Below are 25,863 nucleotides of genomic sequence, written 5' to 3' on the forward strand. Positions count from 1 at the left end.
TAAGGTGCAATCATGAACCTGCAATCGAATCCAGCCGTGCGCCTCCTGTGCGGCATCGTCCTCGGTGCCGCCGTCGCGGCCTGCGGGGGCGGTGGCGACGACCGCCCGATGACGCCGCCCGTCACCATGCCGCCGGCGATCACGAGCGCCTTCACCACGACGGCCCTCGTCACCGACCAGTCCAGCGGCGCGGCCCACACCGACACCCACCTCGTCAACGCGTGGGGCATCGCGTTCAATCCGACGGCCTTCGTCTGGGTCGCTAACAACGGCACGGCGACGTCGACCTTGTACGACGGCAACGGCGTGCCGCAGACGCTCGTCGTCGCGGTGCCCGCGGGCGTCACCGGCATCGTCTACAACGGCAGCCAGGACTTCAAGGTCACGCAGAACGGCGTGACGGGTGCGAGCCCCTTCATCTTCGTGGGCGAGACGGGCACCGTGTCGGGCTGGTCGCCGGCAGTGAACCGCACGAACGCCGTGACGGCCGTCGACACGGGCGGCAGCGCCGTTTATAAAGGCCTCGCCATCGGTGCTTTCTCGGGCGCCAACTACCTGTACGCGGCCGACTTCCGCAACAACCGCATCGACGTCTACAACGCCAGCTTCCAGAAAGCCACGCTGCCCGGCGGCTTCACCGATCCGAACCTGCCTGCCGGCTACGGGCCGTTCGGCATCCAGGCCATCGGCGACCGCATCTATGTGGCCTATGCGCAGCGCGAGACCGCCGGCAACGACGAGGTCAAGGGCGCGGGCCTGGGCGTCGTCGACGTGTACGACACGGGCGGCGTGTTCCTGCACCGGCTCGCCGCGGGCGGCGCGCTGAATGCGCCGTGGGGTATCGCGCTGGCGCCCGCGAACTTCGGGGATTTCAGCAATGCGGTGCTCGTGGCGAACTTCGGCGACGGCAAGATCAACGCCTACAACCCGTCCAACGGCGCGTTCATCGGCACCCTGTCGAAGGCCGACCGCACGCCGATCGTCATCGACGGCCTGTGGGGCATCGCGTTCGGCAACGGCGTGCAGAACCAGCCGACGAACACGCTGTTCTACACGGCGGGGCCCGCCGACGAGTCGCACGGCATCTATGGGCGGATCGACATGCAGTAAGCGCTCAGAGGAAGGACGCGAACATCGCGATCGTCGCTGCCGCCATCACGCCGGTGCACAGCCAGCCCATGGCGCGCAGGCGCGGCGCGATCGTCAGGTTGCCCATGATGCGCGGGCTCGACGCCACCAGCATCATGATCGCCATCACGGGCACGGCGATGACGCCGTTCAGTACCGCGCTCCAGTACAGCGCCTTGATCGGGTCGATCGGCATGAAGTTGATGCCGACGCCCGCCAAGGTGGCGACGATGATGATGCCGTAGAACTTGCGCGCGGCCGAAAACTCCGCGCCCAGGCTGCTCTTCCAGTGGAACGTGCCGGCCATCGCGTACGCGGCGGAGCCGGCCAGCACGGGGATCGCGAGCAGGCCCGTGCCCACGATGCCGAGCGCGAACAGGACGAACGCGAGCTCTCCAGCGACAGGTTTCAAAGCCGATGCGGCCTGCGCCGAGGACTGGATGTCGTGCACGCCCTGCGCGTGCAGGGTGGCGGCGGTGGTGAGCATGATGAAGAACGCGACGCTGTTCGACACGCCCATGCCCACGAGCGTATCGAAGCGGATGCGGCTGAACTGGCGCTCCACCTGCTCGGGCGCCTGCCGCAGCGGCTGGGCGGCATCGTCCGCGCGCAGCTCTTCCACTTCCTGCGACGCCTGCCAGAAGAACAGGTAGGGACTGATCGTCGTGCCGAACACGGCGACGATGGTGGTGAGGTAGTCCCTGTTCCACGCGATATGCGGCCACACGGTGGACTTCAGCACCACGCCCCACGGCACGCGGACGACGAACACGGTGGCCACGTACGCGAGCAGCACGAGCGTGAGCCACTTGAGCAGGTTCACGTAGCGCTGGTAAGGGATGAAGACCTGCAGCAGCACGGACAGCACGCCGAAGCCGACGGCATACCACAGCGGCCGGCCCGGCACGACGAGCGACATCGCCTCGCCCATCGCCGCCACGTCGGCCGCGATGTTGATGACGTTGGCGACGAGCAGCAGGCCCACGATGCCCCACACGACCCGGCGCGGCGCGTAGCGCTGCAGGTTGGTGGCGAGCCCGCGCCCCGTCACGCGGCCGATATTGGCGCTGATGACCTGGATGGCGGCCATCAGCGGATACGTCAGCAGCAGTGTCCACAGCAGGTTGAACCCGAACTGGGCGCCGGCCTGCGAATACGTGGCAATGCCGCTCGGGTCGTCGTCGGCCGCGCCGGTGATCAGGCCCGGACCCAGCTTCGACAGCCAGGTCGAGGCTTCCGGCGACGGTGGCGCGATGGTGGTCTCATCGGATTTCATGAAGACCATCATGCACTCATGTGGGGCGTGAATATGTACGGTTGCGCACACTGTGCACGAACCGTAATACTCAGGTCATTTTTCGGCCGCGATCCACTTCTCCACCTGCGCCTGCAAAATCGGCAACGGCAACGTCCCATCCCCCAGCACCACCTCGTGGAACTTCGCGAAGCTGAACTTCGGTCCGAGCGCCTGCTGCGCCCGGGACCGCAAATCGAGGATCTTCAGCGCGCCCACCTTGTACGCCAGCGCCTGGCCCGGCCACACCATGTAGCGCTCGATCTGGTTCGACGCGCGTGCCTCGTTGTAGCCCAGGTTGTCCATCATGTACTTGACCGCCTGCTCGCGCGACCAGCCCTGCGCGTGCATGCCCGTGTCGACGACGAGGCGCACGGCGCGCAGCAGTTCGTCGTTCAGGTGGCCGTAGTATGCGGCCGGATCGTCGTACAGGCCGAAGTCGCGGCCCAGCGTCTCGCAGTACAGCGCCCAGCCTTCCGTATAGGCGGCGGCGCTCGGGTGCTCGGTGAAGAACTTGCGGAAGTCCGGCAGCGGCAGCTCCTTCAGCAGCGCCGCGTGCAGGTGGTGGCCCGGCACGCCCTCGTGCAGCAACAGGCTCGTCATGCCGACCGTGCTGTACTCCTTCGGGTCGTTGACGACGGCCCAGAACACCCCCGGATGCGAACCGTCGGCGGCGACGGGCGTGTAGTGGTCGGACGCCGTCGCGCGGGTCAGTTCCGGCTCCAGCTGGATGTCCAGCTTCGCCTTCGGCAGCAGGCTGAAATACTGCGGCAGCTTCGCTTCCACGGCGGCATAGATGGCGCGGTAGCGGTCCAGCACCTCCTGCTCGGTCTTGAACGGCTTGAAGCGCGATTGCGCGGCCACCCATTGCGGGAAGGTTTTCAGGGGGCCGTCGTAGCCCAGCTTCGGCGCCAGCGTCGCCATCTGCTGCTGGATGCGCGCCACTTCCTTCTCGCCCAGCGCGTGGATCTCCGCCGGCGTCAGGTCGAGGTTCGTGTTGTTGCGGATGCGGGCCTGGTACCACGCCGCGCCGTCCGGCAGCGCGCCATAGCCGGCCGTCGTGCGGCCCGCGGGCAGGTAGTCCTTCTCCAGGTACGTGTTCAGGCGCGCGAGCGCGGCGTCGATCTTTTGCGCGGCCTGGCGGTAGCCGGCCGTGAGCGATTTTTTATCCGCGTCGGAGAAACCGGCCGGCAGGTTCTTGATCGGCGTGTAGAAGATGCTCGCTTCCGCGTCGCTGGCGGCCAGCTGGCGGAACTGCGGCAGCATCTTGGCCGTGATCGCCTTCGGCTGCACGACACCCTTCCTGACGCCCTCCTTCATGTTGGCGATGGCCTGGTCGATCCATGCGGGCAGCTGCTCCAGGCGCGAGAGATACGCGCGGTACTGGGCCGGCGTCTCCAGCGGCTGCGAACCCGTGCCGCTCGCGTAATTGGCCAGGTTGCTCGGAATGTTGTCGAAGTGGTTCAGCGGCAGCAGGTGCTCGGGAAAGCGCGCGAGGTCGAGCTGGGCGCGGATCTCGAAGGCGAGGATGTCGTAATTCAGGCGCGCTTTCTCCGAGAGATGCGTCTTGTCGATCTTCTGCAGGTCGTCCAGCAGCTTGTGGTTCTGCGCGAAGTAGCGCGCGCGGACCTTCGGGGCTATCGCCATGCCGATCTGGTCGTCGTAGCGGCCGTCGCCATTCGCGGTCGCATACAGCAGCGGGTCGAACCGGGCACGCGCATCGTAGAAGCGGGCGGCGACGCGGTCGACCTGGCGTTCGGCGGACGATGCGGAAGCGGAAGCAGTGGTTGCGGCGGCGTGGGCGGACAGGATAGGTGCGCCGGCCGACAGCAAAGCCGCGAGGATGGCGGCGTTCAGGGTACGGTTCATGGGTCTCCTTGTGGGTGAATTTCCTGAAAGCATACTACGACTTGCCGAACCGACCACACCTCCCCATTTTGGCGCAAATACGCACCGCAACGGTGCTTGTGCACGTTTGCGGGGCAACCCATCCCGCATGCCCACCGGGAGTGCGCCTCTTCACCAAATTGGAACGTTTATTGCTATCCAGAAGTGCAATCAAACCAACTTGCACTTTTTTGGAGTACGCATGGATGCATTCAAAAGCGGAGCGGACGCGCTCTTCATCTTGCTCGGCGGGATCATGATCCTGGCGATGCACGCCGGCTTCGCCTTCCTGGAACTGGGCACGGTACGCCGCAAGAACCAGGTCAACGCGCTGGTGAAAATCCTGATCGACTTCGCCGTCTCCACCATCGCCTACTTCTTCGTCGGCTATGGCATCGCCTACGGCATCCACTTCATGGGCGCCACGAGCACGCTGGTCGCCAAGAACGGCTACGAACTGGTGAAGTTCTTCTTCCTGTTGACGTTCGCCGCCGCGATCCCCGCCATCATCTCGGGCGGCATCGCGGAACGCGCCAAGTTCCACCCACAGATGGCCGCCACCGCCCTGCTCGTGGGCTTCGTCTATCCGCTGTTCGAAGGCATCGCCTGGAACAACCGCTTCGGCATCCAGGACTGGCTCGCATCCAGCTTCGGCGCGTCATTCCACGATTTCGCCGGTTCCGTCGTCGTGCACGCCGTCGGCGGCTGGGCCGCGCTGCCGGCCGTGCTGCTGCTGGGCGCGCGCCGCGGCCGCTACACCAAGGACGGCCGCATCTCGGCGCACCCGCCGTCGAATATCCCGTTCCTCGCGCTGGGCGCGTGGATCCTCACCGTCGGCTGGTTCGGCTTCAACGTGATGAGCGCGCAGACGCTGGACAAGATGAACGGCCTCGTCGCCGTCAACTCGCTGATGGCCCTCGTGGGCGGCACCCTGACCGCCTTCGTGCTGGGCAAGAACGACCCGGGCTTCGTCTACAACGGCCCGTTGGCCGGCCTCGTCGCCGTGTGCGCGGGCTCGGACCTGATGCACCCGATGGGCGCGCTCGTGACGGGCGCGATCGCGGGCGCGATCTTCGTCGTGATGTTCACACTGGCGCAGAACCGCTGGAAGATCGACGACGTGCTGGGCGTGTGGCCCCTGCACGGCCTGTGCGGCGCGTGGGGCGGCATCGCGGCCGGCATCTTCGGCAGCCAGGCGCTGGGAGGACTGGGCGGTGTGTCGCTCGCGTCGCAGATCGTCGGCACCCTGCTGGGCGTGGCCATCGCCGGTATCGGCGGCATCATCGTCTATGGGTTGTTGAAGGCGACCGTCGGGCTGCGCCTGGACGCGGAACAGGAATTCGATGGCGCCGACCTGGCCATCCACCGCATCAGCGCCACGCCGGAACGCGAAACCACGTTCCAGTAACTACGCCTCGCGCGCGGCGGCCACCGCGCGCCGGATCGCGGCCGCCAGCGCCGCCGGCTCCACGGGCTTGGCGAGATAATCGGTAAAACCGGCCTGCAGTGCCTTGCTGCGGTCGTCCTGGCGCGTAAAGGCCGTCAGCGCGATGGCAGGTATGTCCGCCGTGGCCGCGCGCCGGCGGATGCGCCGCATCAGTTCGAAGCCGTCGACTTCGGGCATGCCCACGTCGCTGACGATCACGTCCGGCACCTCGCGTTCCAGCAGGGCCAGTGCGGCGCCCGCCCCCGGCGCCGTCATCGTGGCGGCGCCGCTGTACGACAGGATCTGTTCCAGCACGTCGAGCGTATCCGGCGCGTCGTCGATCACCAGCACCCGCACGCCGGACAGGTCAGCCAGGTCGTCCGCCTGCGTTGCCGGGCGCACGCCCGCGCCGGCTACCGCGACGGCGCTCGGACGCGCCAGCGGCAGGCGCACCGTGAACGTGGTGCCCGTGTGGGCGCCGGCGCTGTCCACGGCAATCGTCCCGCCGTGCAGTTCGACGAGCTGCCGCGCGATCGACAACCCCAGTCCCAGGCCGCCGTGCTGGCGCGAGATCGACGCGTCCTCCTGGCGGAAGCGGTCGAACACGTACGGCAGAAAATCCGGCGCGATGCCGATGCCGGAATCGATCACGCGGATCACGGCGTCGTTGCCATCCCGCCCCAGCAGCACCTGCACGCTGCCGCCCGTCGGCGTGAACTTGACCGCGTTCGCCAGCAGATTCCACAGCACCTGCTGCAGCCGGCCCGGATCGGCGCGGACCTCGAGCGGCAAGACGCCCGGCTCGCGTCCCAGGTCGGCGCGCAGGGCGATCATCTTCGCCGCGGCGGCCGGATGCACGGTGCCCAGCGCCGCCTCGACGATACGGGACGGGTCGACCGTCTGCACGTCCAGGCGCACGGTGCCGGAAATGATGCGGCTCATGTCGAGCAGGTCGTCGATCAGCTTGCCCTGGGCGCGCGCGTTGCGTTCGATCGTCTCCAGCGCGCGTTTCAACGTCGCCTCGTCCTTCACGCCCCGCTGCAACATGCCGGCCCAGCCGAGGATGGCGTTCAGCGGCGTGCGCAGCTCGTGCGACAGGGTGGCGAGAAATTCGTCCTTCAGCGCGGACAGGCGTTCGGCCTCGTCGCGCGCGATGCGCTCGCGCTCCAGCAACTGCTGGCGCTCGGCGGACGTCGCCTGCGACATCGCGAGGATGCGCGCGTTCGCTTCCAGCCGCGCGTCGAACACGGACGCGATGAGGGCCAGGCCCAGCACGCAGAACGTCGCCAGCACGACGAGCGTGGCGAGGCTGTCGCGGTGCACGCCGACGCGCGCGGCCATGCACACGCTGTCGGCCGGGAAGTTCGCGGCCGCCATGCCGGTGTAATGCATGCCGACGATGGCAAAGCCCATCACGACGGCGGCGCCGATGCGCGGCACCCACACGTCCGGCGTGCTGCGGCGCAGCCGGAAGGCGATCCACAGCGCCAGCGCCGACGCGCCCATGGCGATCAGGACGGACAGCGCGAACAGCAGCGGGTCGTACACGATCCCCGGCTGCATGCGCATGGCGGCCATGCCCGTGTAATGCATCGCATTGATGCCGACGCCCATGATGACGGCGCTGACGCCCAGGCGCACCGGGCCCAGGTTCGTGCGGCTCACCTGCCACAGCGCGAGGCCGGAGGCGGCTATCGGCAGCACCAGCGAGACCAGGGTGATGGGGATGTCAAAGGCGATCGGGATCGGCAGGCGGAACGCCAGCATCCCGACGAAGTGCATGGCCCAGATCCCGGATCCCATCGCGATCGCGCCGCCCAGGGTCCAGGCAAAACGGGTGCGGCCGGTGGATTCCGCGACCCTGCCTGCCAGGCTGAGGGCGGAATAGGACGCGACGATCGCGACGAGGATCGAAATGAGGACGAGTGGGGCTTCGTAGTATCCGGTCAGCATGTCGGCCAGACGCATGCCGCCCGGCGGGCGGCTTCGGTCCACAGTATGCTACCGGCGCCCGGAATCGGCCAGAATAGTAACAAGAAATTGCACGTTGTTACTTTTGAGCAACAAACTCCCCGGTTGCGGACGTGGAAACGATCCCGGCCCGCTCCAGCATCGCGTGCAGCAGCACGTTGCAGCCGGCTTCCAGGTGGCCGGGCTGGGCATCCTCGATCTCGTTGTGGCTGATGCCGTCCTTGCACGGCACGAAGATCATGCCGGCGGGGGCCAGCCGCGCCACGTAGATGGCGTCGTGGCCGGCCCCCGACACCACGTCCATCGTCGAATACCCCAGCTTCTCCGTCGCCGCGCGGACGGCACCCACGCAATCCGGGTGGAACGGGCAAGGCGGATAGTACGACACGCGCTGCAGGTCGATGGCCAGGCCCGTCTCGCGCCGCGTACGCTCGACGAATGCCTCGATCTCGCCATGCATCGTATTCAGCAGGTCGTCGGTGACGTTGCGCAGGTCGATGCTGAACTTGACCTGGCCGGGGATCACGTTGCGGCTGTTGGGGAACACCTGGACCATGCCCACGGTGCCGCGGCCGTAAGGCGGGTAGCGGTTGGCGATGGCCACCGTCTCCTGCATGATGGTCGTCGCGACCTGCAGCGCGTCGCGGCGCAGGTGCATCGGCGTGGGACCCGCGTGCGCTTCCATGCCCGTGACCGTGCAGTCGTACCACGACAGGCCCATCACGGCGGGCACGACGCCGATCACCGTGTTCGCGTCTTCCAGGACCGGTCCCTGTTCGATGTGCGCCTCGAAGTAGGCGCCGATCGGGTGATCGCCCGGCACCTGCTCGCCCGCGTAGCCGATCCTTTTCAGCTCGTCGCCGACGGATTTGCCGTCGACGTCGCGCGCCGCATACGCGGTCTCCAGGCTGAAAGCGCCGCAGAATACGCCGGAGCCCATCATCACGGGCACGAAGCGCGAGCCTTCCTCGTTCGTCCAGAACGCGACTTCGATCGGCGCCTCCGTGCGGATGCCCCGCTCGTTCAGGGTACGTACGACCTCCAGGCCGGCCAGCACGCCGTAGTTGCCGTCGAACTTGCCGCCGGTCGGCTGGGTGTCGATGTGGCTGCCCGTGACGACCGGGGGCAGGCTCGGGTTCGTGCCCTCGCGGCGCATGAAGACGTTGCCGATTTTATCGATGGTGACGGCGAGGCCTTCCGCTTTGGCCCATTGGACGACGAGGTCGCGGCCCTGGCGGTCGAGGTCCGTCAGGGCGAGGCGCTTCACGCCGCCCTTCTCGGTGGCGCCGATGCGGGCCAGTTCCATCAGGGAGTGCCACAGGCGGGTGCCGTTGATGCGCAGGTCGTTCATCGTGTGATCTCCAGTTGAATAAGCCGCGTCGTTCCCGGCCTGGCCGGCCGCCTTGGCGGGAACCTAATTTCGTATGCGTTTCGATAACGCGTGCAACTTGGGTCCCCGCCTTCGCGGGGACGACGTTCATACGTTATTGGTGAATGCCGGCCTTTCGACATATCGCCCCGCCCCACGTTCCGCACGCAGGTCCCCATCCGCATACACGAGCTTCCCGGCCGCCACCGTGTGCGTGGCAATCCCCCGCACCGTGCGCCCTTCGAACACGTTGAAGTCGCCCTTCGAATGCTGCGTGGCGGCCGACAGCGTGCGCGTCCCCTGCGGGTCCCACACGACGACGTCCGCATCCGCGCCCACGGACACAGAGCCCTTGCGCGGATAGATATTGAAGATCTGGGCCGCATTCGTCGACGTCACGCGCACGAATTCGGACGGCGTCAAACGTCCCGTGTTCACGCCCGCATCCCACACGACGGCCATGCGTTCCTCGACGCCGCCGCAACCGTTCGGGATGCGAGTGAAATCGTCCGCGCCCATCCCTTTCTGGCCGGCGCAGAACGTGCAGTGGTCAGTCGCCGTCGTGTGCAGGTTGCCGCCCTGGAGACCCTGCCACAGCGCCGTCTGGTGGTGGCTGGAGCGGAACGGGGGACTCATCACGTAGGCGCGCGCGACCTCCGGGTCGGCGTGGCGGTACACGCTGTCGTCGATGACGAGGTGGCCCGCCAGCGCCTCGCCGTACACGCGCTGGCCGCGCGCGCGGGCGCGCGCGATGGCCTCCAGCGATTCGGCGCACGACACGTGCACGATGTAGACGGGCGTGCCGAGGACGCCCGCGATGGCGATCGCGCGGTTGGCCGCTTCGGCTTCCACTTCCGGTGGGCGCGACAGCGGATGCGCTTCCGGCCCGCGGATACCCTTCGCCAGCAGTTCGCGCTGCAACTGGTAGACCAGCTCGCCATTCTCCGCGTGCACGGTCGGGATCGCGCCCAGTTCGAGCGCGCGGCGGAAGCTTTTCACCAGCGTCTCGTCGTCGGCCATGATGGCGTTCTTGTACGCCATGAAGTGCTTGAAGCTGTTCACGCCATGGCGCTTGACGAGCGTGCCCATGTCTTCGTGCACCGTGTCGTCCCACCACGTGACCGCCACGTGGAACGTGTAGTCGGCCGCGGCCTTCTCGGCCCAGCCGCGCCATGTCTGGAACGCGTCCATCAGGCGCTGTTTTGGGTCGGGGATGACGAAATCGATGATCGTCGTCGTGCCGCCCGCGAGGCCCGCCGCCGTGCCGGTATAGAAATCGTCGGCGGTGACCGTGCCCATGAACGGCAGCTGCATGTGCGTGTGCGGGTCGATCCCGCCGGGCATCACGTACTGGCCGCCGGCATCGATCACCTCCGCGTGCGCGGGCGCTTCCAGGTTCTCGCCCACGGCGACGATCCTGTCGCCTTCGGTGAGCACATCGGCACGGAACGCGCGGTCCGCGTTCACGACGGTACCGCCACGGATCAGGATGGTCATCTCTTCCCCTTTTTTCAGTCGAGCGAGCGGGCCGGATGCAGCGCCGGCGCCGCCCTGCCCTTCATCATGAGGCCGTACACGACCGCGGAAATCGCGATCCCGACGAACCACGCATAGGTGTACAGGGTTTTGAACGCGGCGCCCACGTCCGGGAACGATTCCGGAAAGGCCGCGTTCATGAACCCCGGGATGTTCGGCACCACGCCGGCGACGAAGGCGACGATCGCGGCCAGGTTCCAGCCGCCGCGATAGCTGTAGATACCGTCGTCCTTGTAGAGATGGTCGACGGCCAGTTCCGTGCGGCGGATCAGGTAGTAGTCGATGATCAGCACGCCCGCGATGGGCCCAAGCAGCGCGGAATAGCCGATCAGCCACGTGAAGATATAGCCCTGCGTCGACTCCAGGATCTTCCACGGCATCATCGCCAGCGCGATGCCGGCCGTGATGTAGCCGCCCGTGCGGTACGAGATGTGGCGCGGCGCCAGCGCGGAAAAGTCGTAGGCCGGGCCGACGAGGTTGGCCGCCAGGTTGACGCTCACCGTGTCGACGAGCAGTACGATCAGCGCGATCAGCACGGCGGCGCCCGTCATGCGGCTGGCCAGGTCGACCGGGTCCCACAACGCCTTGCCGTACAGGACGACGGTGGCCGACGTGACGATGACCGCGAGCGCGGCCAATAAACCCATCGGCACGGGCAGGCCGACGGACTGCCCCAGGATCTGGTCGCGCTGCGTGCGCGCGAAGCGGGTGAAGTCGGGGATGTTCAGCGCGAGCGTGGCCCAGAACCCGACCATCGCCGTCAGCGACGGCCAGAACGTGGGCCAGAACTGGCCGGCCTTCTTGCCGCCTTCGACGAATTGCGACGGCGCGTCCAGCAGCGGGCCGAACCCGCCCGCTTTCTGGTACACCCAGCCGAGCAGCACGAAACAGATCGCGATCTTCAGCGGCGCCGTGTACGTCTCCAGCTTGCGGATCGAATCCATGCCGTGCACGATGAAATAGAACTGGATCGTCCAGAACGCGAGGAAGCACAGCAGCTGGGCACCGTTGATGCCCAGGCCGGCCAGCTTCGCGCCGCCGATCTCGTGCCCGGCCAGCACGCCCAGCAGCGTGTAGATCATGCTGCCGCCGAACCACGTCTGGATGCCGTACCAGCCGCACGCGACGATGGCGCGCATCAAGGCGGGCAGCCGCGCGCCGCGCGTACCGAACGCGGCGCGCGCCAGCACGGCGTACGGGATGCCGTACTTGGTGCCGGCGTGGCCGATCAGCAGCATCGGCAGCAGCACGATGGCGTTCGCGAGGAACACGGTGAACACGGCCTGGTACGCGGACATGCCGGCCTCGATCAGGCTGGCCGACAGCGTATAGGCCGGGATGCACATCACCATGCCGACCCACAGGGCGGCGAAGTGATACCAGCGCCACGTGCGCTGCGCGGCGCTCGTCGGTGCGAGGTCTTCGTTCCAGAGGTCCTGGTTCGTTGCTGGGTCTGGGCTCATCGGGGCGGTCTCCAAGGTTGGCGGTCAATGCGACATTAGCAGCAAGACCGATGCCAGGCAAATGGGTCGGCATGGGCACGGAGTGCCCACTCCTACACCAGGACTTCCGCCCTCGGGTTCCGCGGATCCTCCGTCCAGTTCATGTAGGGCTTGCCCGTCTGCTGCGGCACCATCGTGATGCAGCCCTCGACCGGACAGGTGATCTCGCACAGGTTGCACCCGACGCATTCCTGGTCGATCACCTCGTACTTGCGCGCATTGCCGTCGACGAGCCGCGCGATCGCCTGGTGCGACGTGTCCTCGCACGCCACGTGGCAGCGGCCGCACTGGATGCACTTGTCCTGGTCGATGTGCGCGATGACCTGGTAATTCATGTCCAGGTATTTCCAGTCCGTCGTGTTCGGCACGGCCTTGCGCGAGAACGCGGCGATGTTTTCATAGCCTTTACTGTCCATCCAACGCGACAGCCCGTCCTTCATCTCCTCGACGATGCGGAAGCCGTGGAGCATCGCGGCGGTGCACACCTGCACCGAACCGGCGCCCAGTGCGATGAACTCGGCCGCGTCGCGCCAGTTGCCGATGCCGCCGATGCCGGAGATCGGCAGGCCCTTCGTCACCGGATCGCGCGCGATCTCGGCCACCATGTTCAGCGCGATGGGTTTCACGGCCGTGCCGCAATAACCGCCGTGCGTGCTCGCGTTGCCGACGGCCGGGAACGCGACCATGCGGTCCAGGTCGAGGTGCGTGATCGAATTGATGGTGTTGATCAGCGAGACGGCATCCGCCCCGCCCGCCAGCGCCGCGCGCGCAGGGGCACGCACGTCGGTGATGTTGGGCGTCAGCTTGACGATCACCGGCAGCCGCGTGTACATCTTGCACCAGCGCGTGACCTGTTCGATCAGGTCGGGCTGCTGGCCCACCGCCGCGCCCATGCCGCGCTCGGGCATGCCGTGCGGGCAGCCGAAGTTCAGTTCGATGCCGTCCGCGCCCGTCGCCTCGACGAGCGGCAGGATCTCGCGCCACGGCGCTTCCTCGCACGGCAGCATCATCGACACGACCAGCGCCCGGTCCGGCCACGCCTTCTTGACGGCCGTGATCTCGCGCAGGTTGATCTCGAGGCTCCGGTCGGTGATCAGTTCGATGTTGTTGAAGCCGATGACTTCGCGGTTCTTCCCATGCAGCGCGGAGTAGCGCGACGACACGTTGACGGCCGGCGGATCCTCGCCCAGCGTCTTCCACACGACGCCGCCCCACCCCGCCTCGAAGGCGCGCACGACGTTATAGGCCTTGTCGGTCGGCGGTGCGGACGCCAGCCAGAAAGGGTTCGGCGACTTGATGCCGCAGAAATCGATGCTCAGGTCGGCCATCATGCCTCCGCTTTGGAAAGGATGTCGTCATGGATCGCCAGCGCGGCCAGCTTGCCGTGCTGGACGGCCTGCACCGTCAGGTCCTGCCCCGGCGCCACGCAGTCGCCCCCGGCGTACACGCCCGGCAGCTTCGTGCGGAACCGGGCATCGACGTTGATCTTCATTTCTCCCGCCTTGCCGCTGCGTTCCAGTTCGAGGGCAAGCGGGTCGGACAATGCATCGTTGTCCATGTGCTGGCCGATGGCCTTGAACACGGCATCGGCCGCGATGTCGACGAAGGCGCCCGTGCCGGCAAGGCGGCCGTCTTCCAGCCGCGTTTCTTCGAAGCGCATGCCGCGCACGCGGCCCGCATCGTCCAGCAGGATCTCGTGCGGCGCCGCCCACGTGCGGATGCGCACACCGTTCGTCTTCGCGATCTCGATCTCGTGGCCGGTGGCGCTCATGGCCTCGACACCGCGGCGGTACACGAGCGTGACCTCGTCCGCGCCGAGTCGTCCGATCTGCACGGCCATGTCGACGGCCGTGTTGCCGGCGCCGATCACGACGGCGCGCTTCGGCACCGGCAGCGCCGCAAGGTCCGCCGCCTGGCGCAACGTCGCGATGTAGTCGACGGCGGCCGCGAGGCCCGGCGCATCCTCGCCCGTGAGGCCGAGGCGGCGGCTCGCGCCGAGGCCGAGGCCGAGGAACACGGCGTCGTAGCGCGTGTGCAGGTCCTGCAGGTGCAGGTTGCCGCCCAGGATGCGGCCGTACTGGATCTCGATACCGCCGATGGACAGCAGGAAGTCCACCTCGCGCTGGGCGAAGTCGCCCGGCAGCTTGTACTTGGCGATGCCGTATTCGTTCAGCCCACCGGCCTTCTCGCGCGCCTCGAACACGACGACGTCATGGCCCAGCATCGCGAGCCGGTGCGCGCACGACAGACCGGCCGGGCCGGCGCCGACAACGGCGATCGTCCTGCCGGTCGAAGGCGCGCGCTGGAACGGGTGATCGGCGAAATGCGCGTTGTCGATGGCGTGGCGCTGCAGCAGGCCGATCTTCACGGGCTGGCCTTCGGCATCGTTATTGCGCACGCAGGCGTCCTCGCACAGGATCTCCGTCGGACACACGCGCGAACAGCTGCCGCCGAAGATGTTCTGCCTGAGGATGTTGACGGCGGCGCCTTCCACATTGCCGTCGTGGATGTTGCGGATGAAGCTCGCGACGTCGATGCCAGTCGGGCACGCGCGGGTACAGGGCGCGTCATAACAGTACAGGCAGCGCGCGCTTTCGATGGCGGCCTGGCGGGCCGTCAGCGCCGGGGCCAGGTCCGTGAAGCGCTCGGACAGGGCCCCGTGCGTGCCGGTGGGGAGCGGCAGGTGGTGGAGTGACTCGATCATTTGGCATCCCTTCTTGTAACGTGGTGACTCAACCAACGTCGCCCCCGCGCAGGCGGGGGCCCAATTTTGCGTGCGCTGTCGAGATGCTTGAGAAATTGGGTCCCTGCCTTCGCAGGGACGACGTATCAACGGATCGTGTCCGTCATTTCATCTGCGGGAACGCGAACTCCACCCCGCTGCTGGCCGTATTCGGCCACCTTTGCATCACAGCCTTGTGCCGCGTATAAAACCGCACGCCCTCCGGCCCGTACGCGTGGTGGTCGCCGAACAGGCTTTTCTTCCAGCCGCCGAAGCTGTTGAACGCCATCGGCACCGGCAGCGGCACGTTCACGCCGACCATGCCCACCTGGACCTGGCGGACGAACTCGCGCGCCACGCCGCCGTCGCGGGTGAACACGGCCACGCCGTTGCCGTACTCGTTGCGGTTGATGAGTTCCAGTGCGCTGCCCACGTCGGGCAGGCGCACGACGCACAGCACGGGCCCGAAGATTTCCTGCTGGTAGATCGACATGGCAGGCGTCACATGGTCGAACAGGGTGCCGCCCACGAAGAAGCCGTTGGCGCGCTCCGGCACCTGGAAGCCGCGGCCGTCGACGACGAGCGTCGCGCCCTGCTCCACGCCTTCGCCGATCAGTTTTTCGATGCGCTGCTTGGCCGCCAGCGTGACGACGGGTCCCATCTCCGCGCCGTCCGCCATGCCGTCCGCGATTTTCAATGCGCGCGTGCGTTCGGCCAGCCGGTCGACCAGCGCATCGCCCGCATCGCCGACGGCCACCGCCACCGAGATCGCCATGCAGCGCTCGCCGGCCGAACCGTACGCGGCGCCGATCAGCGCATCGACGGCCATGTCCATGTCGGCATCCGGCATCACGACCATGTGGTTCTTCGCGCCGCCCAGCGCCTGCACGCGCTTGCCGGCTGCGCTGCCGCGCGCATAGATGTATTCCGCGATCGGGGTCGAGCCGACGAAGCTGAGGGCCTGGATGTCCGGGTGGTCCAGCAGCGCGTCGACGGCCGCCTTGTCGCCCTGCACGACGTTGAACACGCCGTCCGGCAGCCCCGCTTCCTTGAGCAACCGCGCATGCAGCAGCGATGGCGACGGATCGCGCTCGGACGGTTTCAGGATGAACGTGTTGCCGCAGGCGATGGCGACGGGGAACATCCACATCGGCACCATCACGGGGAAGTTGAACGGGGTGATGCCGGCGACGACGCCCAGCGGCTGGCGCATCGACCATGCGTCGATGCCGCGGGCGATCTGGTCCGTGAATTCGCCCTTGAGCATCTGCGGGATGCCCACTGCGAATTCCACGACCTCGATGCCGCGGGCGACTTCGCCGCGCGCGTCCGCAAAGGTCTTGCCGTGTTCGCGCACGACCAGCGCCGCGAATTCGTCCGTGTGGCGCTGGCACAGTTGCAGGTAGTTGAACAGCACGCGGGCACGGGCCAGCGGCGGCGTCGCGGCCCAGGCGGGGAACGCGGCGCTGGCCGCGGCGACGGCGGCCGCGACGTCGTCATTGCTCGCCAGCGCCACGCGCGCACAGGGCTCGCCCAGCGCGGGATTGTAGACGTCCGCAAAGCGTCCGCCGGTCCCCTCGGCGACGCTGCCGCCGATGTAGTGATTGATCGTCTCCATATTCTCTTTCAGTCGAGGTTCTTCAGGACGGCGGCCAGCTTGCCGAACAATTCGTCGATGTGTTTTTTCTCCAGCACGAGCGGCGGCGACAGCGCGATGATGTCGCCCGTCGTGCGGATCAGGATGCCGTCCGCGAAGGCCTGCTTGAACGCGGCGAAGGCACGCGCCCCCACCTTGCCGGGGATGCTTTCCAGTTCGATGCCGGCGACGAGGCCGATGGTGCGGATGTCGATCACGTGCGGCAGGCCGCGCAGGCTGTGCACGGCGTCTTCCCAGTACGGCTGCATCGCACGGGCGTTCTCGAGGATGCCCTGCTCCTTGAAGACTTCCAGCGTGGCGATCGACGCGGCGCACGCGAGCGGGTGGCCGGAGTACGTGTAGCCGTGGAACAGTTCGATGCCGGCCGGCGCTTCCATGAAGGCGTCGTGGATGAATTTTTTCGAGAACACGGCGCCCATCGGCACGGTGCCGTTCGTGATGCCTTTCGCCGTGGTCATCATGTCCGGCTCGACGTCGAAGTAATCGACGGCGAACGGCGTCGTCAGGCGGCCGAAGCCCGTGATCACTTCGTCGAAGATCAGCAGGATGCCGTGCTTGGTGCAGAGTTCGCGCAGGCGCTTCAAATAACCCTGCGGCGGGATCAGGACGCCCGTCGATCCGGCCACGGGTTCGACGATCACGGCGGCGATGGTCGACGCATCGTGCAGCGCGACGATGCGTTCCAGTTCATCGGCCAGTTCCGCGCCGTGTTGCGGTTCGCCGCGCGAGAACGCATTCTTGCCGAGGTTGTGCGTGTGCGGCAGGTGATCGACACCCGGCAGCAGCGGTCCGAACGCCTTGCGATTGGGGCCGATGCCGCCGACGGACAGGCCGCCGAAGCCGACGCCGTGATAGCCCCGCTCGCGCCCGATCAGCCGCGTGCGTCCCGCGTCGCCGCGGGCCTTGTGGTACGCGAGGGCGATCTTGAGCGCGGTGTCCACCGCTTCCGAGCCGGAATTCGTGTAGAACACGTGGCCGAACTTGTGGTTCGTGTAGTCCATCAGGCGTTCGGCCAGGTCGAAGGCGGCCGGATGGCCCATCTGGAACGTGGGTGCGAAGTCGAGCTGGCCGACCATCTCGCTGACGGCGGCGACGATCTTCGGCTGCGCATGGCCGCACGGGACGCACCACAGGCCGGCGGTGCCGTCGAGCACGGCATTGCCGTCGACGTCCTTGTAATACATTCCTTGTGCCGAGACGAGGAGGCGCGGGTGTGCCTTGAAGTCACGGTTGTTGGTGAATGGCATCCAGAAGGATGACATCGATTCGGGTCTGGACTCGTTCATGCGACTCCCCTTATATAGACGTCCGCGTCATGTTGGCGTTACGCGTGGGCGGAGGCCGCCCACCCTACAAATTTACCAACTGGCAAAAACAATGATGCAATAATAGACAGCAGTACAACAGTGGCACATATACACAATCTGCGAAAATGGCCAACCGTATAGGTAGCATAGCCTGTACAGTTGCCGGCGTCGCAGCAATGGAGTGGCATGGAACCAACCGAAAAGAGCGAAAGCGAGGGATGGCCGGTGCTGGCGATCGACCGCCAGCGCCGCGGCAGCCTGGTCGACCAGATCGTCGCGGCCATCGCCGAGATGGTAAATCGGCGCACGCTGCCCGCCGGGACCAAGATGCCGTCCGTTCGACAATTCGCAAAAACGAACGGCGTCAGCACCTTCACGGTCGTCGAGTCGTACGACCGCCTGCTGCACCTGGGCCTGCTGTCGTCGCGGCGCGGCTCGGGCTTTTTCGTCGCGCGCGGCGCGGAGGCACCGGCGCAGCAGACGTATTTGCCCACGTATCTGCCGGCGGCCGCCCTCGTCGTCGACACGCTCACGCCCGACCTCTATTCCGGCCAGACGGACGCGCTGCCCGTCGGCGCCGGCTGGCTGCCGCCCGAGTGGTATGGCGAATCGACGATCTTGGACGCCGTGCGCCATGCGATGAAGATCCCGGCCGGCCGCCTGCGCGGCTACGGCCACCCGCTCGGCTTTCCCAGCCTGCGCCAGCATCTCGCCACGACGCTGTCGGCCGACCTGTTCGCGGTTGAACCGGAACAGATCCTGCTCACGCACGGCGCCACGCATGCGTTCGACCTCGTGCTGCGCACGCTCACGCGGCCGGGCGACGTCGTGTTCGTCGAGGATCCCGGCTACGGCAACCTGCTCGCGCTCGTGCGCCATCACGGTTGCGTCCCCGTCGGCATCCCGCGCGGTGCGCACGGCCTGGACATGGAAGTCCTCGCCCGCGAAGCCCAGGCACGCCAGCCGAAGCTCATGTTCGTCAACACGGTGCTGCAGAATCCCCTCGGCACGTCGCTGTCGCAGGCGCAGGCGCACCGGCTGCTGGCGCTGTCCGAACAATACGATTTCTGGCTCGTCGAAGACGACATCTACCGCGAACTCGCGGCGCGCGGCGACTCGTCGCTGGCGGCGATGGACGGGCTGCGCCGCGTGATCCGCATCGGCAGCTTTTCCAAGACCCTGTCGCCCGTGCTGCGCGTGGGGTCGATCTGCGCGTCGGGCTCGTTGATGCCGGAACTGGTGCGGGTCAAGATGCTCACGGGCCTGACGACGTCCGAGGTGAACGAGCGCGCCGTATACGATGCCGTCAGCAGCCGCGCGTACCGCAAGCAGGTCGAGCGCCTCGTGCTGCAACTGGACGACGCGCGCGAGCTGGCGCTGGAGCGCCTCGGCGACGCGGGCCTCGTGCCGCTGGCCCGGCCGCGCGGCGGCATGTTCGTCAGCGCGGGGTTGCCCGACAAGGGACCGAGCGGCCGCGCCATCGCCGAGCGGGCGCTGCGCGCGAGCATCCTGCTGGCGCCGGGCGAATTCTTCGCGCTGCGCCCGCCCGATACCGCCTGGTTCCGCTTCAACGTCGCCTATGCCCACGAGCGGGCCCTGCTCGACTTCCTGCGTTCGATCCGAGGAGAACAATCATGACCACCGTCCCCTCCAAACACCGCGTGAGCCACCGCGACAAGGTGGAAACGGCCATCCTCGGCGAAGCCGTGCGCCAGTTCGCCGAATGCGGCTACGAAGGCACGTCGATCGCCACCGTCGCCGAGCGCGCGGGCCTGTCGAAGCAGAACCTGATGTACTACTTCCCGACCAAGCAGGCCTTGTACCAGCGCGTGCTCGACAACGTGCTGGACGACTGGCTCGCGCGCATGGCCAGCCTGGCCGATCCGGGCAAGGACCCGGGCGACGTCCTGCGCGCCTACGTGCGCGCGAAACTGACGTTCTCGCGCGAGCAGCCGCTCGCGTCGCGCGTGTATGCGATGGAAGTGATCGGCGGCGCCAAGCTGTACGCCGACCAGATCCGCCGCCGCGTGATCCCGCTGCTGCGCGCCGACATCGCCGTGTTCGAGCGCTGGATCGCGGAAGGAAAGATCGCGCCCGTCAACGCCACCCATCTGCTGTTCGCCGTCTGGGCGATGACGCAGTCGTACGCCGACTTCGCCGCCCAGATGACCCTCGTGCTCGACCGCGAACAACTGCAACCATCCGACTTCGACGACGCCGAGCGCCTGATCACGGGCATGGTCCTCGCCGCCGTCGGCCTCCAGGAGAACACATGCCCACCCTGAGCCCCATCGAACTGTTCACGCCCCGCCTGAAACTGCGCTGGATGACTGAGCGCGACGCCGACGCGCACTACGCCGTATTCTCCGATCCGGAAGTGGCGCGCTTCTGGAGCAGCGGTCCGTGGACGTCGCTGGAGCAGTCGCGCGAGCACATCGCCGCCACGCAGGCCGCGTATGCGGACGGCAGCGGCATGCGCCTGGGCGTCGAATTGATCGACACGGGAGAACTGATCGGCAACGTGAGCCTGCACCGCTTCGTCGACACGAGCCGGCGCTGCGAAATGGGCTACGCGCTGGCGCGCGCCCACTGGGGCGGCGGCTACGTCAGCGAGGCGCTGCGCGCGCTGCTGGCCTACGGGTTTGCCACGCTCGACCTGAACCGCATCGAGGCCGACGTCGACCCGCGCAACGGGGCGTCCGCGCGGGTGCTGGAAAAGCTCGGGTTTCAAAAGGAAGGCTATATGCCCGAGCGCTGGATCGTGCAGGGCGAGCCGGCCGATACGGTGTACTACGGCCTGCTGCGCCGGCACTGGAAGGGTTGAGAGGCGATCACCACTCGTGCGCCGTGCGCTGCCACGCCGGCAACGCCTGGATGCGCTCGAACCAGGCCAGCAGGTGCGGATACGCATCCAGCGGCAGGTGCGCCCGGTCCTTGTACATGAGCGGCGCCGCGACGGCGTAGTCGGCCAGGGTCACGCCGTCGCCGGCGAGCCAGCGGCGCGTCGCGAGGTGCTGGTCCAGCACGCGGGCCGCCTCGGCCAGGTCGGCTTCGCCGCGCGCCACTTCCTTCGGATCGGCGTCCTGGCCCGTGACAAATTTCTTCCAGAGGTATTCCCACGTGAACACGCCGATGGCCGGGGCAAAATGCTGGCACGCCCAGAACATCCAGCGGCTCACGTCCGCCCGTGCCCGGCGCTCCTGCGGCCACACGGTCTGGCCGGGCGTACCCTCGGCCAGGTATTGCATGATCGCGCACGATTCCCACAGGATGAAGTCGCCGTCGATCAGCACGGGCAGCTTGGCGTTCGGATTGACTTCGCCGAGGCGGCGGCGGTCGTCCTGGCTGGCCAGGTTGATCTGGATGAGATCGAAGTCGATGCCGAGATGGTCGGCCGCCAGCAGCACGCGGCGGGTGTTGGACGAGTAGTGGTTGTAGTAGAGCTGCATGGCCGTCTCCTGGTGGGTTGGTTGATGTAACAATGTTAAAACCGGGCACTGACAGATTCTGTCAGGAGCCACGCCGGCAGTTCCCGCACGCGCGCGAACCACGCCAGCAGGTGGGGATAGTCGTCGAGCGGTTCACGTCGGCCCGCGCCGCCCAGTCCTGCGAATACACGGCCTGGCCCGGCGTGCGGTCGGCCAGGTATTGCATGATCGCGCACGACTCCGACAGGACGAGGGCGCCGTCGACCAGCACGGGCACCCTGCTGTTGGCGTTGAGTTCCTCCAGGCGGCGCCGGTCGTCCTGGCTGGCCAGGTTGATCTCGACGAGGTCGAGCGCGACGCCGAGGTGGTCCGCGGCCATCCGCACGCGGCGCGCGCTGGGTGAAAAGGGGTGGTGGTAGAGCTGCATTGCCGTCTCCTGGCTGGGTGGTCGATGTGACAATGCTAAGGCCGGGTAGTGACAGGTTTTGTCAGGAGTATTCGGGAATGTCGTACAGCTTGCGCCACTGCCGCAGCAACTGGTGGCGCGGCGACGGATAGCGCTCCGTGATCGGTTCGGCCCGGACGATGCGGTCGACGCGGAAGTGGCGGATCGCGTCGCGCAGTTCGCACCATGCCGCCATCACCCGCTTGCCCTCGAAGAACGCGAGCGCGAACGGCCACACGATGCGCTCGGTCGCCGTGTCGCGCTCGTCGCGGTAGGCGATGCGCAGCTTGCACTGGCGCCGGATCGCCTCGCGCGCCGGCTGGATGAACACCTCGACCGGCACCGCTTCCGGAAACGCCGGCACCCACAGGCTCGTCTCGGCCATGTGGTCGCGCAGGTCGCGCGGCGTGGCCGTCGCGATCTTGGCCAGCGAGCGGTCGGCCGCGTCGGACAGCGCCGGATCGCCCTGCTGGCGCACCCAGCGCGCGCCCAGCACGAGGGCTTCCAGCTCGTCGGCGTCGAACATCAGCGGCGGCAGGAAAAACCCCGTGCGCAGGACGTAGCCGACGCCCGCCGAGCCGTCGACGGGCGCGCCCAATTGCACGAGCGTCTGGATGTCGCGGTAGATGGTGCGTTCCGACACGCCGAGGCGTTCGGCCAGGGCGCTGGCCGTCACGGGGCGGCGGTGGCCGCGCAGGGCGTCCATCAGCTGGAACAGGCGTCCGGTGCGGCTCATGGCAGGCATAAAAGTTTCATGGGCGACATCATATTACGCCGGACCGGCGGGGTCCAGACGCCCCCGTCCATCCGGCCGCACGACCAGTCATCCCGCATTTTCGGCAGTTCGTCGGCACCCCGTGGTCACGATGCCTGCAGGGATGTAGAGTGACTCCATCGAAACAAGTTCCCACCGCAAGGAGTCATCATGACCAGGACCTACCACCGCAGTTTCGGCGCCACGCTGGAAGACTTCGCCCGCGACATCGTCGCCGCCTGCCGCCGCGCCGTGCGCGCCATCGCCGTGATGCCGTGGCCCGCGATGCTGGCCTGCTGCATCGCCCTCGCCTTCGTGATCAGCGTGCTGCCGCTCGCGTTGTTCCTGTTCGTCCTGTTCATGGGCATCAAGGTGATCGTCGGCGCCTTCGTCGTCGACCACCGCCGCACACACCGCGAGCACTACGGCAAGCAATAAGCAGGAGAGCATCATGCGCGCCAGCGACATCAACCGCGTACTCGATTTCGTACGCGACGCCCTCCAAGAAGCCAGCAAGGTGTGGTGGCGCTTCTTCGACTGGCTCGCCGTCGTCGAATGGCGCCAGCTGTTCCTCACGTGGTTCTTCGTGATGATCTTCTTCGGGATGGTGCACACGCCCGAACCGGGGGTCTGGTACATCTTCATCTCGTTCGCCGTCAAGGTGCTGGCGGGCGGCAAGCGCAAGGCCGAGCTGATGGCGCGCGAAGCGACCACGCAGGCCAATGTCGCGACCCTGGAACGGCGCCTGATGGAGGCGCAGATGGCCGCGCTGCAGGCCCAGGTGGAACCGCACTTCCTGTTCAACACGCTCGCCCTGATCGGCCAGCTGATCGAGACGGACCCGAAGGAAGCGGCGCGCGTGCACGCCCACCTGATCGACTACCTGCGCTCGACGCTGCCGCAGATGCGCCAGCGCGGCGGCGCCACGCTCGGGAAGCAGGTCGAGCTGTCGCGCGCCTATCTGGCCATCATGCAGGCGCGGATGAAGGAACGGCTGCAGGTGCGCTTCGACGTGCCCGACTTCCTCGGCAGCACCCCCTTCCCGCCGATGATGCTGCAGACCCTGATCGAGAACGCCATCAAGCACGGCCTGGAACCGAAGATCGAAGGCGGCACCGTCGCCGTGCGTGCCCTCGTGGTGGGGGCTGACCTGCACGTGGAAGTGTGCGACGATGGCGTCGGCATCGACCCGCACGCGGACGACGGCGTCGGCCTCGCAAACATCCGCGAGCGCCTGCAACTGCTGTACGGCGCCGAGGCCGCGCTGGACATCTCGACCCCGCCGGGCGGCGGCGCCTGCGCCACGATCCGGCTGCCTTACAAGATGATGGAGGACGCGTGAAACCGCTGACTGCACTGATCGCCGACGACGAAGCCCCGATGCGCGACCTGCTGCGTTCGCGCCTGCAGCAGGCGTGGCCGGACCTGCAGATCGTCGCCGAGGCGGCGAACGGCGTGGAAGCCGTCGAACTGGGAGAGAAATTCCGGCCCGACATCGTCTTCCTCGACATCCGCATGCCGGGCCTGTCCGGCATCGAGGCGGCGCGGCGGCTGTACGAACGGTCGCACATCGTGTTCGCGACAGCCTACGACCAGTACGCGCTGGACGCCTTCGAACAGGGCGCCCTCGACTACCTGCTGAAACCCGTGTCGGCGGAACGCCTCGCGACCACGTGCGCGCGGCTGCAGGCGCGGATGCGCAAGAATGCGACCGCGGAGGCGGCGCCGCCGCAGGACATCGGGCAGCAACTGGCGAAACTGACCTCCCTGCTGGAGAACAAGGGCAAGCCGGAAAAGCCGACCTATCTGCGCTGGATCCAGGCCCAGGTCGGCGCCAGCCTGCGCATGGTGAGCACGCGCGAGATCCTGTTCTTCCAGTCGGACGAAAAATACACGCGGGTGCAGACGGCCGCCGCCGAATTTCTGATCCGCAAGACATTGAAGGAATTACTGGACGAGCTGGACCCGGACGAGTTCTGGCGCATCCACCGCTCGACGCTCGTGCGCGTGGACGCCATCGCCGAGGTCAAGCGCGATTTGCGCGGGCGCCAGATGCTGAAGGTGCGCGGCTACCCGGGCGAGCTGGAGGTCAGCCGCAACCATAGCTATCTGTTCCAGCAGATGTGATTCAATCGTGCGCCTGTTAGCATGAGGGCTCCACCCGACAGGAGCCCATCATGCCCTCGAGCGCCATCCCCTGCCTGCGCTACCGCGACACCCCGGCCGCCATCGACTGGCTGTGCGAAGTCTTCGGCTTCGCCTGCCAGGTCGCGGTGCCGGGAAACGACGGCGCCATCGCCCACGCGCAACTGACCTTGGGCGACGGCATGATCATGCTGGGCTCGGTCAGCGACGAGGGAGAGTACGGCAAGGTGCTCGTACAGCCGGACGAGATCAAGGGCCGCCAGACGCAGACCGTCTACCTGCAGGTGAACGACGCCGACCGCGTGTGCGAGCGTGCGCGCAATGCCGGCGCCATCATCCTGCAGGAACCGGCCGACACGGAATTCGGGAGCCGCGGCTTCATGTGCCGCGACCCCGAAGGCCATGTGTGGAACGTGGGGACGTACGATCCGTGGAAGCCGGAAGACTTGTTCCTGACGAATTCCTGATCAGCTGAACAGGCCTTCGTCCGACCCGTCCCCGTCGAAAAAGCCCTGCCCGCCGTCGATACTCCCGTTGTCGACACTGCTGTCGAACAACCCTTCCGACGAGCCATTGTCCAGCACCTTGTCCACGTCGCCCAGCCCCGCCTGGTCGGCCAGCGAGCTGCCGGACTGGTCGCTGAATAGGTTGTTGCTCGGATCATCGCTGTTCAGCAAGTGGTTGCCGCCGTGGTCGTGATGGCCGAACATGTTTTCCAGGCCCTGGAAGAGGAAGCCGCCGGCCGCGACACCGGCTGCCGTCGCGGCGATCGAGCCGAGCGTGCCGCCGAAGCCGCCGCGCAGGAAGCCCGACGACGGTGCCGACTGATACTGCGGCTGCTGATACTGCGGCTGATTTTGCGGTTGGGATTGGTACGGCTGCTGGGTATCGCGCTGGTACGACTGGGCCGGCTGCGTCCTGCCGCTATTGCCCCAGGAATTTGCGTCGAGGAATTTACCGCCGTCACCACCTTGCTGACCGGAACGTACCTGGCTTTCCAGCCCGGCGATGCGGTCCTTGGCATTGTTCAGCGCCTGTTCGAGCAGCAACGCCCTTTGCACCAGCAGGTAGGCGGCATCGGGCTGCTGGGCCACGGCGCGCTGGATCAGGGCATCCGCTTCCGGGTCTTTCTGGATGCCGCGGGCCTGGGTCAACTGGCTCAGGAAATCGTGCAACATCTGCGAATCTTGCGGGCTCATGACGTCTGCTCCTTGAAATGTCGGATAGCCCACATGTTGTGGGCCTGTCCTTGAATTCAAGTTTGACAGCATCCGGGCAAGATTGCCTTAAAC

General features: G+C 67.1%; 23 protein-coding genes. 9 read left to right on the forward strand and 14 right to left on the reverse strand.

The window, feature by feature from the left end:
* The first annotated feature begins 12 nt into the window (after positions 1–12).
* Entirely contained in the window at positions 13–1,110 is a 1,098-nt protein-coding gene (locus P0M04_RS02885; RefSeq protein ID WP_259448849.1) for a TIGR03118 family protein, read from the forward strand.
* Between the two features lie 4 nt (positions 1,111–1,114).
* Here the strand turns inward: P0M04_RS02885 and P0M04_RS02890 are convergent, their stop codons facing one another.
* Together P0M04_RS02890 and P0M04_RS02895 are read right to left on the reverse strand one after the other, a co-directional pair.
* On the reverse strand, positions 1,115–2,404 hold the full coding sequence (locus P0M04_RS02890; RefSeq protein WP_259448848.1) for an NRAMP family divalent metal transporter: 1,290 nt from the start codon (positions 2,402–2,404) through the stop codon (positions 1,115–1,117).
* Between the two features lie 75 nt (positions 2,405–2,479).
* A complete protein-coding gene (locus tag P0M04_RS02895) occupies positions 2,480–4,291 on the reverse strand; it encodes a DUF885 domain-containing protein (RefSeq protein WP_259448847.1) in 1,812 nt (603 codons plus the stop codon).
* Positions 4,292–4,511: 220 nt separating this feature from the next.
* On the opposite strand from P0M04_RS02895, the gene P0M04_RS02900 reads away from it, so the two are divergent.
* Positions 4,512–5,717, forward strand: coding sequence for an ammonium transporter (locus P0M04_RS02900; RefSeq protein ID WP_259448846.1), 1,206 nt, complete (start codon positions 4,512–4,514; stop codon positions 5,715–5,717).
* On the opposite strand, the gene P0M04_RS02905 is transcribed toward P0M04_RS02900, so the two are convergent.
* From P0M04_RS02905 to aptA, 8 genes are all read right to left on the reverse strand, one after another.
* A complete protein-coding gene (locus P0M04_RS02905; RefSeq protein ID WP_259448845.1) occupies positions 5,718–7,730 on the reverse strand; it encodes an MHYT domain-containing protein in 2,013 nt (670 codons plus the stop codon).
* A gap of 55 nt (positions 7,731–7,785) precedes the next feature.
* Positions 7,786–9,057: a Zn-dependent hydrolase gene (locus P0M04_RS02910; protein WP_259448844.1), complete on the reverse strand. Its 1,272-nt coding sequence runs from the start codon at positions 9,055–9,057 to the stop codon at positions 7,786–7,788.
* Positions 9,058–9,183: 126 nt separating this feature from the next.
* Positions 9,184–10,572 (reverse strand): dihydropyrimidinase, encoded by a 1,389-nt coding sequence (gene hydA / locus P0M04_RS02915; protein WP_259448843.1) that lies wholly within the window; start codon positions 10,570–10,572, stop codon positions 9,184–9,186.
* A 14-nt stretch (positions 10,573–10,586) separates the two neighbouring features.
* Positions 10,587–12,074 carry an NCS1 family nucleobase:cation symporter-1 gene (locus tag P0M04_RS02920; RefSeq protein ID WP_259448842.1) on the reverse strand — a complete coding sequence of 496 codons (1,488 nt, stop codon included), beginning with the start codon at positions 12,072–12,074 and terminating at the stop codon, positions 10,587–10,589.
* Between the two features lie 92 nt (positions 12,075–12,166).
* Positions 12,167–13,441 (reverse strand): NAD-dependent dihydropyrimidine dehydrogenase subunit PreA, encoded by a 1,275-nt coding sequence (gene preA / locus P0M04_RS02925; protein WP_259448841.1) that lies wholly within the window; start codon positions 13,439–13,441, stop codon positions 12,167–12,169.
* The gene (locus tag P0M04_RS02930; RefSeq protein ID WP_259448840.1) at positions 13,441–14,817 is read right to left on the reverse strand and encodes an NAD(P)-dependent oxidoreductase; all 1,377 of its coding nucleotides are present in this window, start codon (positions 14,815–14,817) and stop codon (positions 13,441–13,443) included. Before P0M04_RS02930 ends, preA begins: the two co-directional genes overlap by 1 nt.
* A 142-nt stretch (positions 14,818–14,959) precedes the next feature.
* A complete protein-coding gene (locus P0M04_RS02935) occupies positions 14,960–16,453 on the reverse strand; it encodes a CoA-acylating methylmalonate-semialdehyde dehydrogenase (protein ID WP_259448839.1) in 1,494 nt (497 codons plus the stop codon).
* Positions 16,454–16,461: 8 nt separating this feature from the next.
* Complete coding sequence (gene aptA, locus P0M04_RS02940; protein WP_259448838.1) at positions 16,462–17,778, reverse strand: omega-aminotransferase AptA; 1,317 nt, start codon at positions 17,776–17,778, stop codon at positions 16,462–16,464.
* Between the two features lie 207 nt (positions 17,779–17,985).
* Here aptA and P0M04_RS02945 point away from each other — a divergent pair, with 207 nt between their 5' ends.
* The 3 genes from P0M04_RS02945 to P0M04_RS02955 are packed head-to-tail and all read left to right on the forward strand — an operon-like array spanning position 17,986 to position 20,623.
* The gene (locus tag P0M04_RS02945; RefSeq protein ID WP_259448837.1) at positions 17,986–19,437 is read left to right on the forward strand and encodes an aminotransferase-like domain-containing protein; all 1,452 of its coding nucleotides are present in this window, start codon (positions 17,986–17,988) and stop codon (positions 19,435–19,437) included.
* Positions 19,434–20,084 carry a TetR/AcrR family transcriptional regulator gene (locus tag P0M04_RS02950; protein ID WP_259448836.1) on the forward strand — a complete coding sequence of 217 codons (651 nt, stop codon included), beginning with the start codon at positions 19,434–19,436 and terminating at the stop codon, positions 20,082–20,084. The genes P0M04_RS02945 and P0M04_RS02950 overlap by 4 nt, the downstream gene beginning before the upstream one ends.
* On the forward strand, positions 20,072–20,623 hold the full coding sequence (locus P0M04_RS02955) for a GNAT family N-acetyltransferase (RefSeq protein ID WP_259448835.1): 552 nt from the start codon (positions 20,072–20,074) through the stop codon (positions 20,621–20,623). Before P0M04_RS02950 ends, P0M04_RS02955 begins: the two co-directional genes overlap by 13 nt.
* 7 nt (positions 20,624–20,630) lie before the next feature.
* Here P0M04_RS02955 and P0M04_RS02960 read toward each other — a convergent pair whose 3' ends face one another.
* From P0M04_RS02960 to P0M04_RS02970, 3 genes are all read right to left on the reverse strand, one after another.
* A complete protein-coding gene (locus tag P0M04_RS02960; RefSeq protein ID WP_259448834.1) occupies positions 20,631–21,248 on the reverse strand; it encodes a glutathione S-transferase family protein in 618 nt (205 codons plus the stop codon).
* A 61-nt stretch (positions 21,249–21,309) separates the two neighbouring features.
* Positions 21,310–21,654 (reverse strand): glutathione S-transferase family protein, encoded by a 345-nt coding sequence (locus tag P0M04_RS02965; RefSeq protein ID WP_259448833.1) that lies wholly within the window; start codon positions 21,652–21,654, stop codon positions 21,310–21,312.
* A gap of 61 nt (positions 21,655–21,715) precedes the next feature.
* Positions 21,716–22,417: a helix-turn-helix transcriptional regulator gene (locus P0M04_RS02970; protein WP_307727104.1), complete on the reverse strand. Its 702-nt coding sequence runs from the start codon at positions 22,415–22,417 to the stop codon at positions 21,716–21,718.
* A 180-nt stretch (positions 22,418–22,597) separates the two neighbouring features.
* Between P0M04_RS02970 and P0M04_RS02975 the strand changes: the two genes are divergently transcribed.
* The 4 genes from P0M04_RS02975 to P0M04_RS02990 are packed head-to-tail and all read left to right on the forward strand — an operon-like array spanning position 22,598 to position 25,038.
* Entirely contained in the window at positions 22,598–22,864 is a 267-nt protein-coding gene (locus P0M04_RS02975; protein WP_259448832.1) for a hypothetical protein, read from the forward strand.
* A 13-nt stretch (positions 22,865–22,877) separates the two neighbouring features.
* Positions 22,878–23,768 (forward strand): sensor histidine kinase, encoded by an 891-nt coding sequence (locus P0M04_RS02980; RefSeq protein ID WP_259448831.1) that lies wholly within the window; start codon positions 22,878–22,880, stop codon positions 23,766–23,768.
* The gene (locus P0M04_RS02985; protein WP_259448830.1) at positions 23,765–24,553 is read left to right on the forward strand and encodes a LytR/AlgR family response regulator transcription factor; all 789 of its coding nucleotides are present in this window, start codon (positions 23,765–23,767) and stop codon (positions 24,551–24,553) included. Before P0M04_RS02980 ends, P0M04_RS02985 begins: the two co-directional genes overlap by 4 nt.
* A 50-nt stretch (positions 24,554–24,603) precedes the next feature.
* A complete protein-coding gene (locus P0M04_RS02990; protein WP_259448829.1) occupies positions 24,604–25,038 on the forward strand; it encodes a VOC family protein in 435 nt (144 codons plus the stop codon).
* Here P0M04_RS02990 and P0M04_RS02995 read toward each other — a convergent pair whose 3' ends face one another.
* Positions 25,039–25,770 (reverse strand): DUF2076 domain-containing protein, encoded by a 732-nt coding sequence (locus tag P0M04_RS02995; RefSeq protein WP_259448828.1) that lies wholly within the window; start codon positions 25,768–25,770, stop codon positions 25,039–25,041. It abuts the gene before it with no gap.
* Between the last annotated feature and the right edge of the window lie 93 nt (positions 25,771–25,863).

Origin of the sequence: Telluria mixta (genome assembly GCF_029223865.1) — a bacterium.
GTDB classification, from domain to species: domain Bacteria; phylum Pseudomonadota; class Gammaproteobacteria; order Burkholderiales; family Burkholderiaceae_D; genus Telluria; species Telluria mixta.

Bases quoted from the DNA above. Each gene is read 5' to 3' on its own strand.
- P0M04_RS02885 (WP_259448849.1), top strand. From the start codon at position 13: ATGAACCTGCAATCGAATCCAGCCGTGCGCCTCCTGTGCGGCATCGTC.
- P0M04_RS02890 (WP_259448848.1), bottom strand. From the start codon at position 2,404: ATGAAATCCGATGAGACCACCATCGCGCCACCGTCGCCGGAAGCCTCG.
- P0M04_RS02895 (WP_259448847.1), bottom strand. From the start codon at position 4,291: ATGAACCGTACCCTGAACGCCGCCATCCTCGCGGCTTTGCTGTCGGCC.
- P0M04_RS02900 (WP_259448846.1), top strand. From the start codon at position 4,512: ATGGATGCATTCAAAAGCGGAGCGGACGCGCTCTTCATCTTGCTCGGC.
- P0M04_RS02910 (WP_259448844.1), bottom strand. From the start codon at position 9,057: ATGAACGACCTGCGCATCAACGGCACCCGCCTGTGGCACTCCCTGATG.
- hydA (WP_259448843.1), bottom strand. From the start codon at position 10,572: ATGACCATCCTGATCCGTGGCGGTACCGTCGTGAACGCGGACCGCGCG.
- P0M04_RS02920 (WP_259448842.1), bottom strand. From the start codon at position 12,074: ATGAGCCCAGACCCAGCAACGAACCAGGACCTCTGGAACGAAGACCTC.
- preA (WP_259448841.1), bottom strand. From the start codon at position 13,441: ATGGCCGACCTGAGCATCGATTTCTGCGGCATCAAGTCGCCGAACCCT.
- P0M04_RS02930 (WP_259448840.1), bottom strand. From the start codon at position 14,817: ATGATCGAGTCACTCCACCACCTGCCGCTCCCCACCGGCACGCACGGG.
- P0M04_RS02935 (WP_259448839.1), bottom strand. From the start codon at position 16,453: ATGGAGACGATCAATCACTACATCGGCGGCAGCGTCGCCGAGGGGACC.
- aptA (WP_259448838.1), bottom strand. From the start codon at position 17,778: ATGAACGAGTCCAGACCCGAATCGATGTCATCCTTCTGGATGCCATTC.
- P0M04_RS02945 (WP_259448837.1), top strand. From the start codon at position 17,986: ATGGAACCAACCGAAAAGAGCGAAAGCGAGGGATGGCCGGTGCTGGCG.
- P0M04_RS02950 (WP_259448836.1), top strand. From the start codon at position 19,434: ATGACCACCGTCCCCTCCAAACACCGCGTGAGCCACCGCGACAAGGTG.
- P0M04_RS02955 (WP_259448835.1), top strand. From the start codon at position 20,072: ATGCCCACCCTGAGCCCCATCGAACTGTTCACGCCCCGCCTGAAACTG.
- P0M04_RS02960 (WP_259448834.1), bottom strand. From the start codon at position 21,248: ATGCAGCTCTACTACAACCACTACTCGTCCAACACCCGCCGCGTGCTG.
- P0M04_RS02965 (WP_259448833.1), bottom strand. From the start codon at position 21,654: ATGCAGCTCTACCACCACCCCTTTTCACCCAGCGCGCGCCGCGTGCGG.
- P0M04_RS02970 (WP_307727104.1), bottom strand. From the start codon at position 22,417: ATGCCTGCCATGAGCCGCACCGGACGCCTGTTCCAGCTGATGGACGCC.
- P0M04_RS02975 (WP_259448832.1), top strand. From the start codon at position 22,598: ATGACCAGGACCTACCACCGCAGTTTCGGCGCCACGCTGGAAGACTTC.
- P0M04_RS02980 (WP_259448831.1), top strand. From the start codon at position 22,878: ATGCGCGCCAGCGACATCAACCGCGTACTCGATTTCGTACGCGACGCC.
- P0M04_RS02990 (WP_259448829.1), top strand. From the start codon at position 24,604: ATGCCCTCGAGCGCCATCCCCTGCCTGCGCTACCGCGACACCCCGGCC.
- P0M04_RS02995 (WP_259448828.1), bottom strand. From the start codon at position 25,770: ATGAGCCCGCAAGATTCGCAGATGTTGCACGATTTCCTGAGCCAGTTG.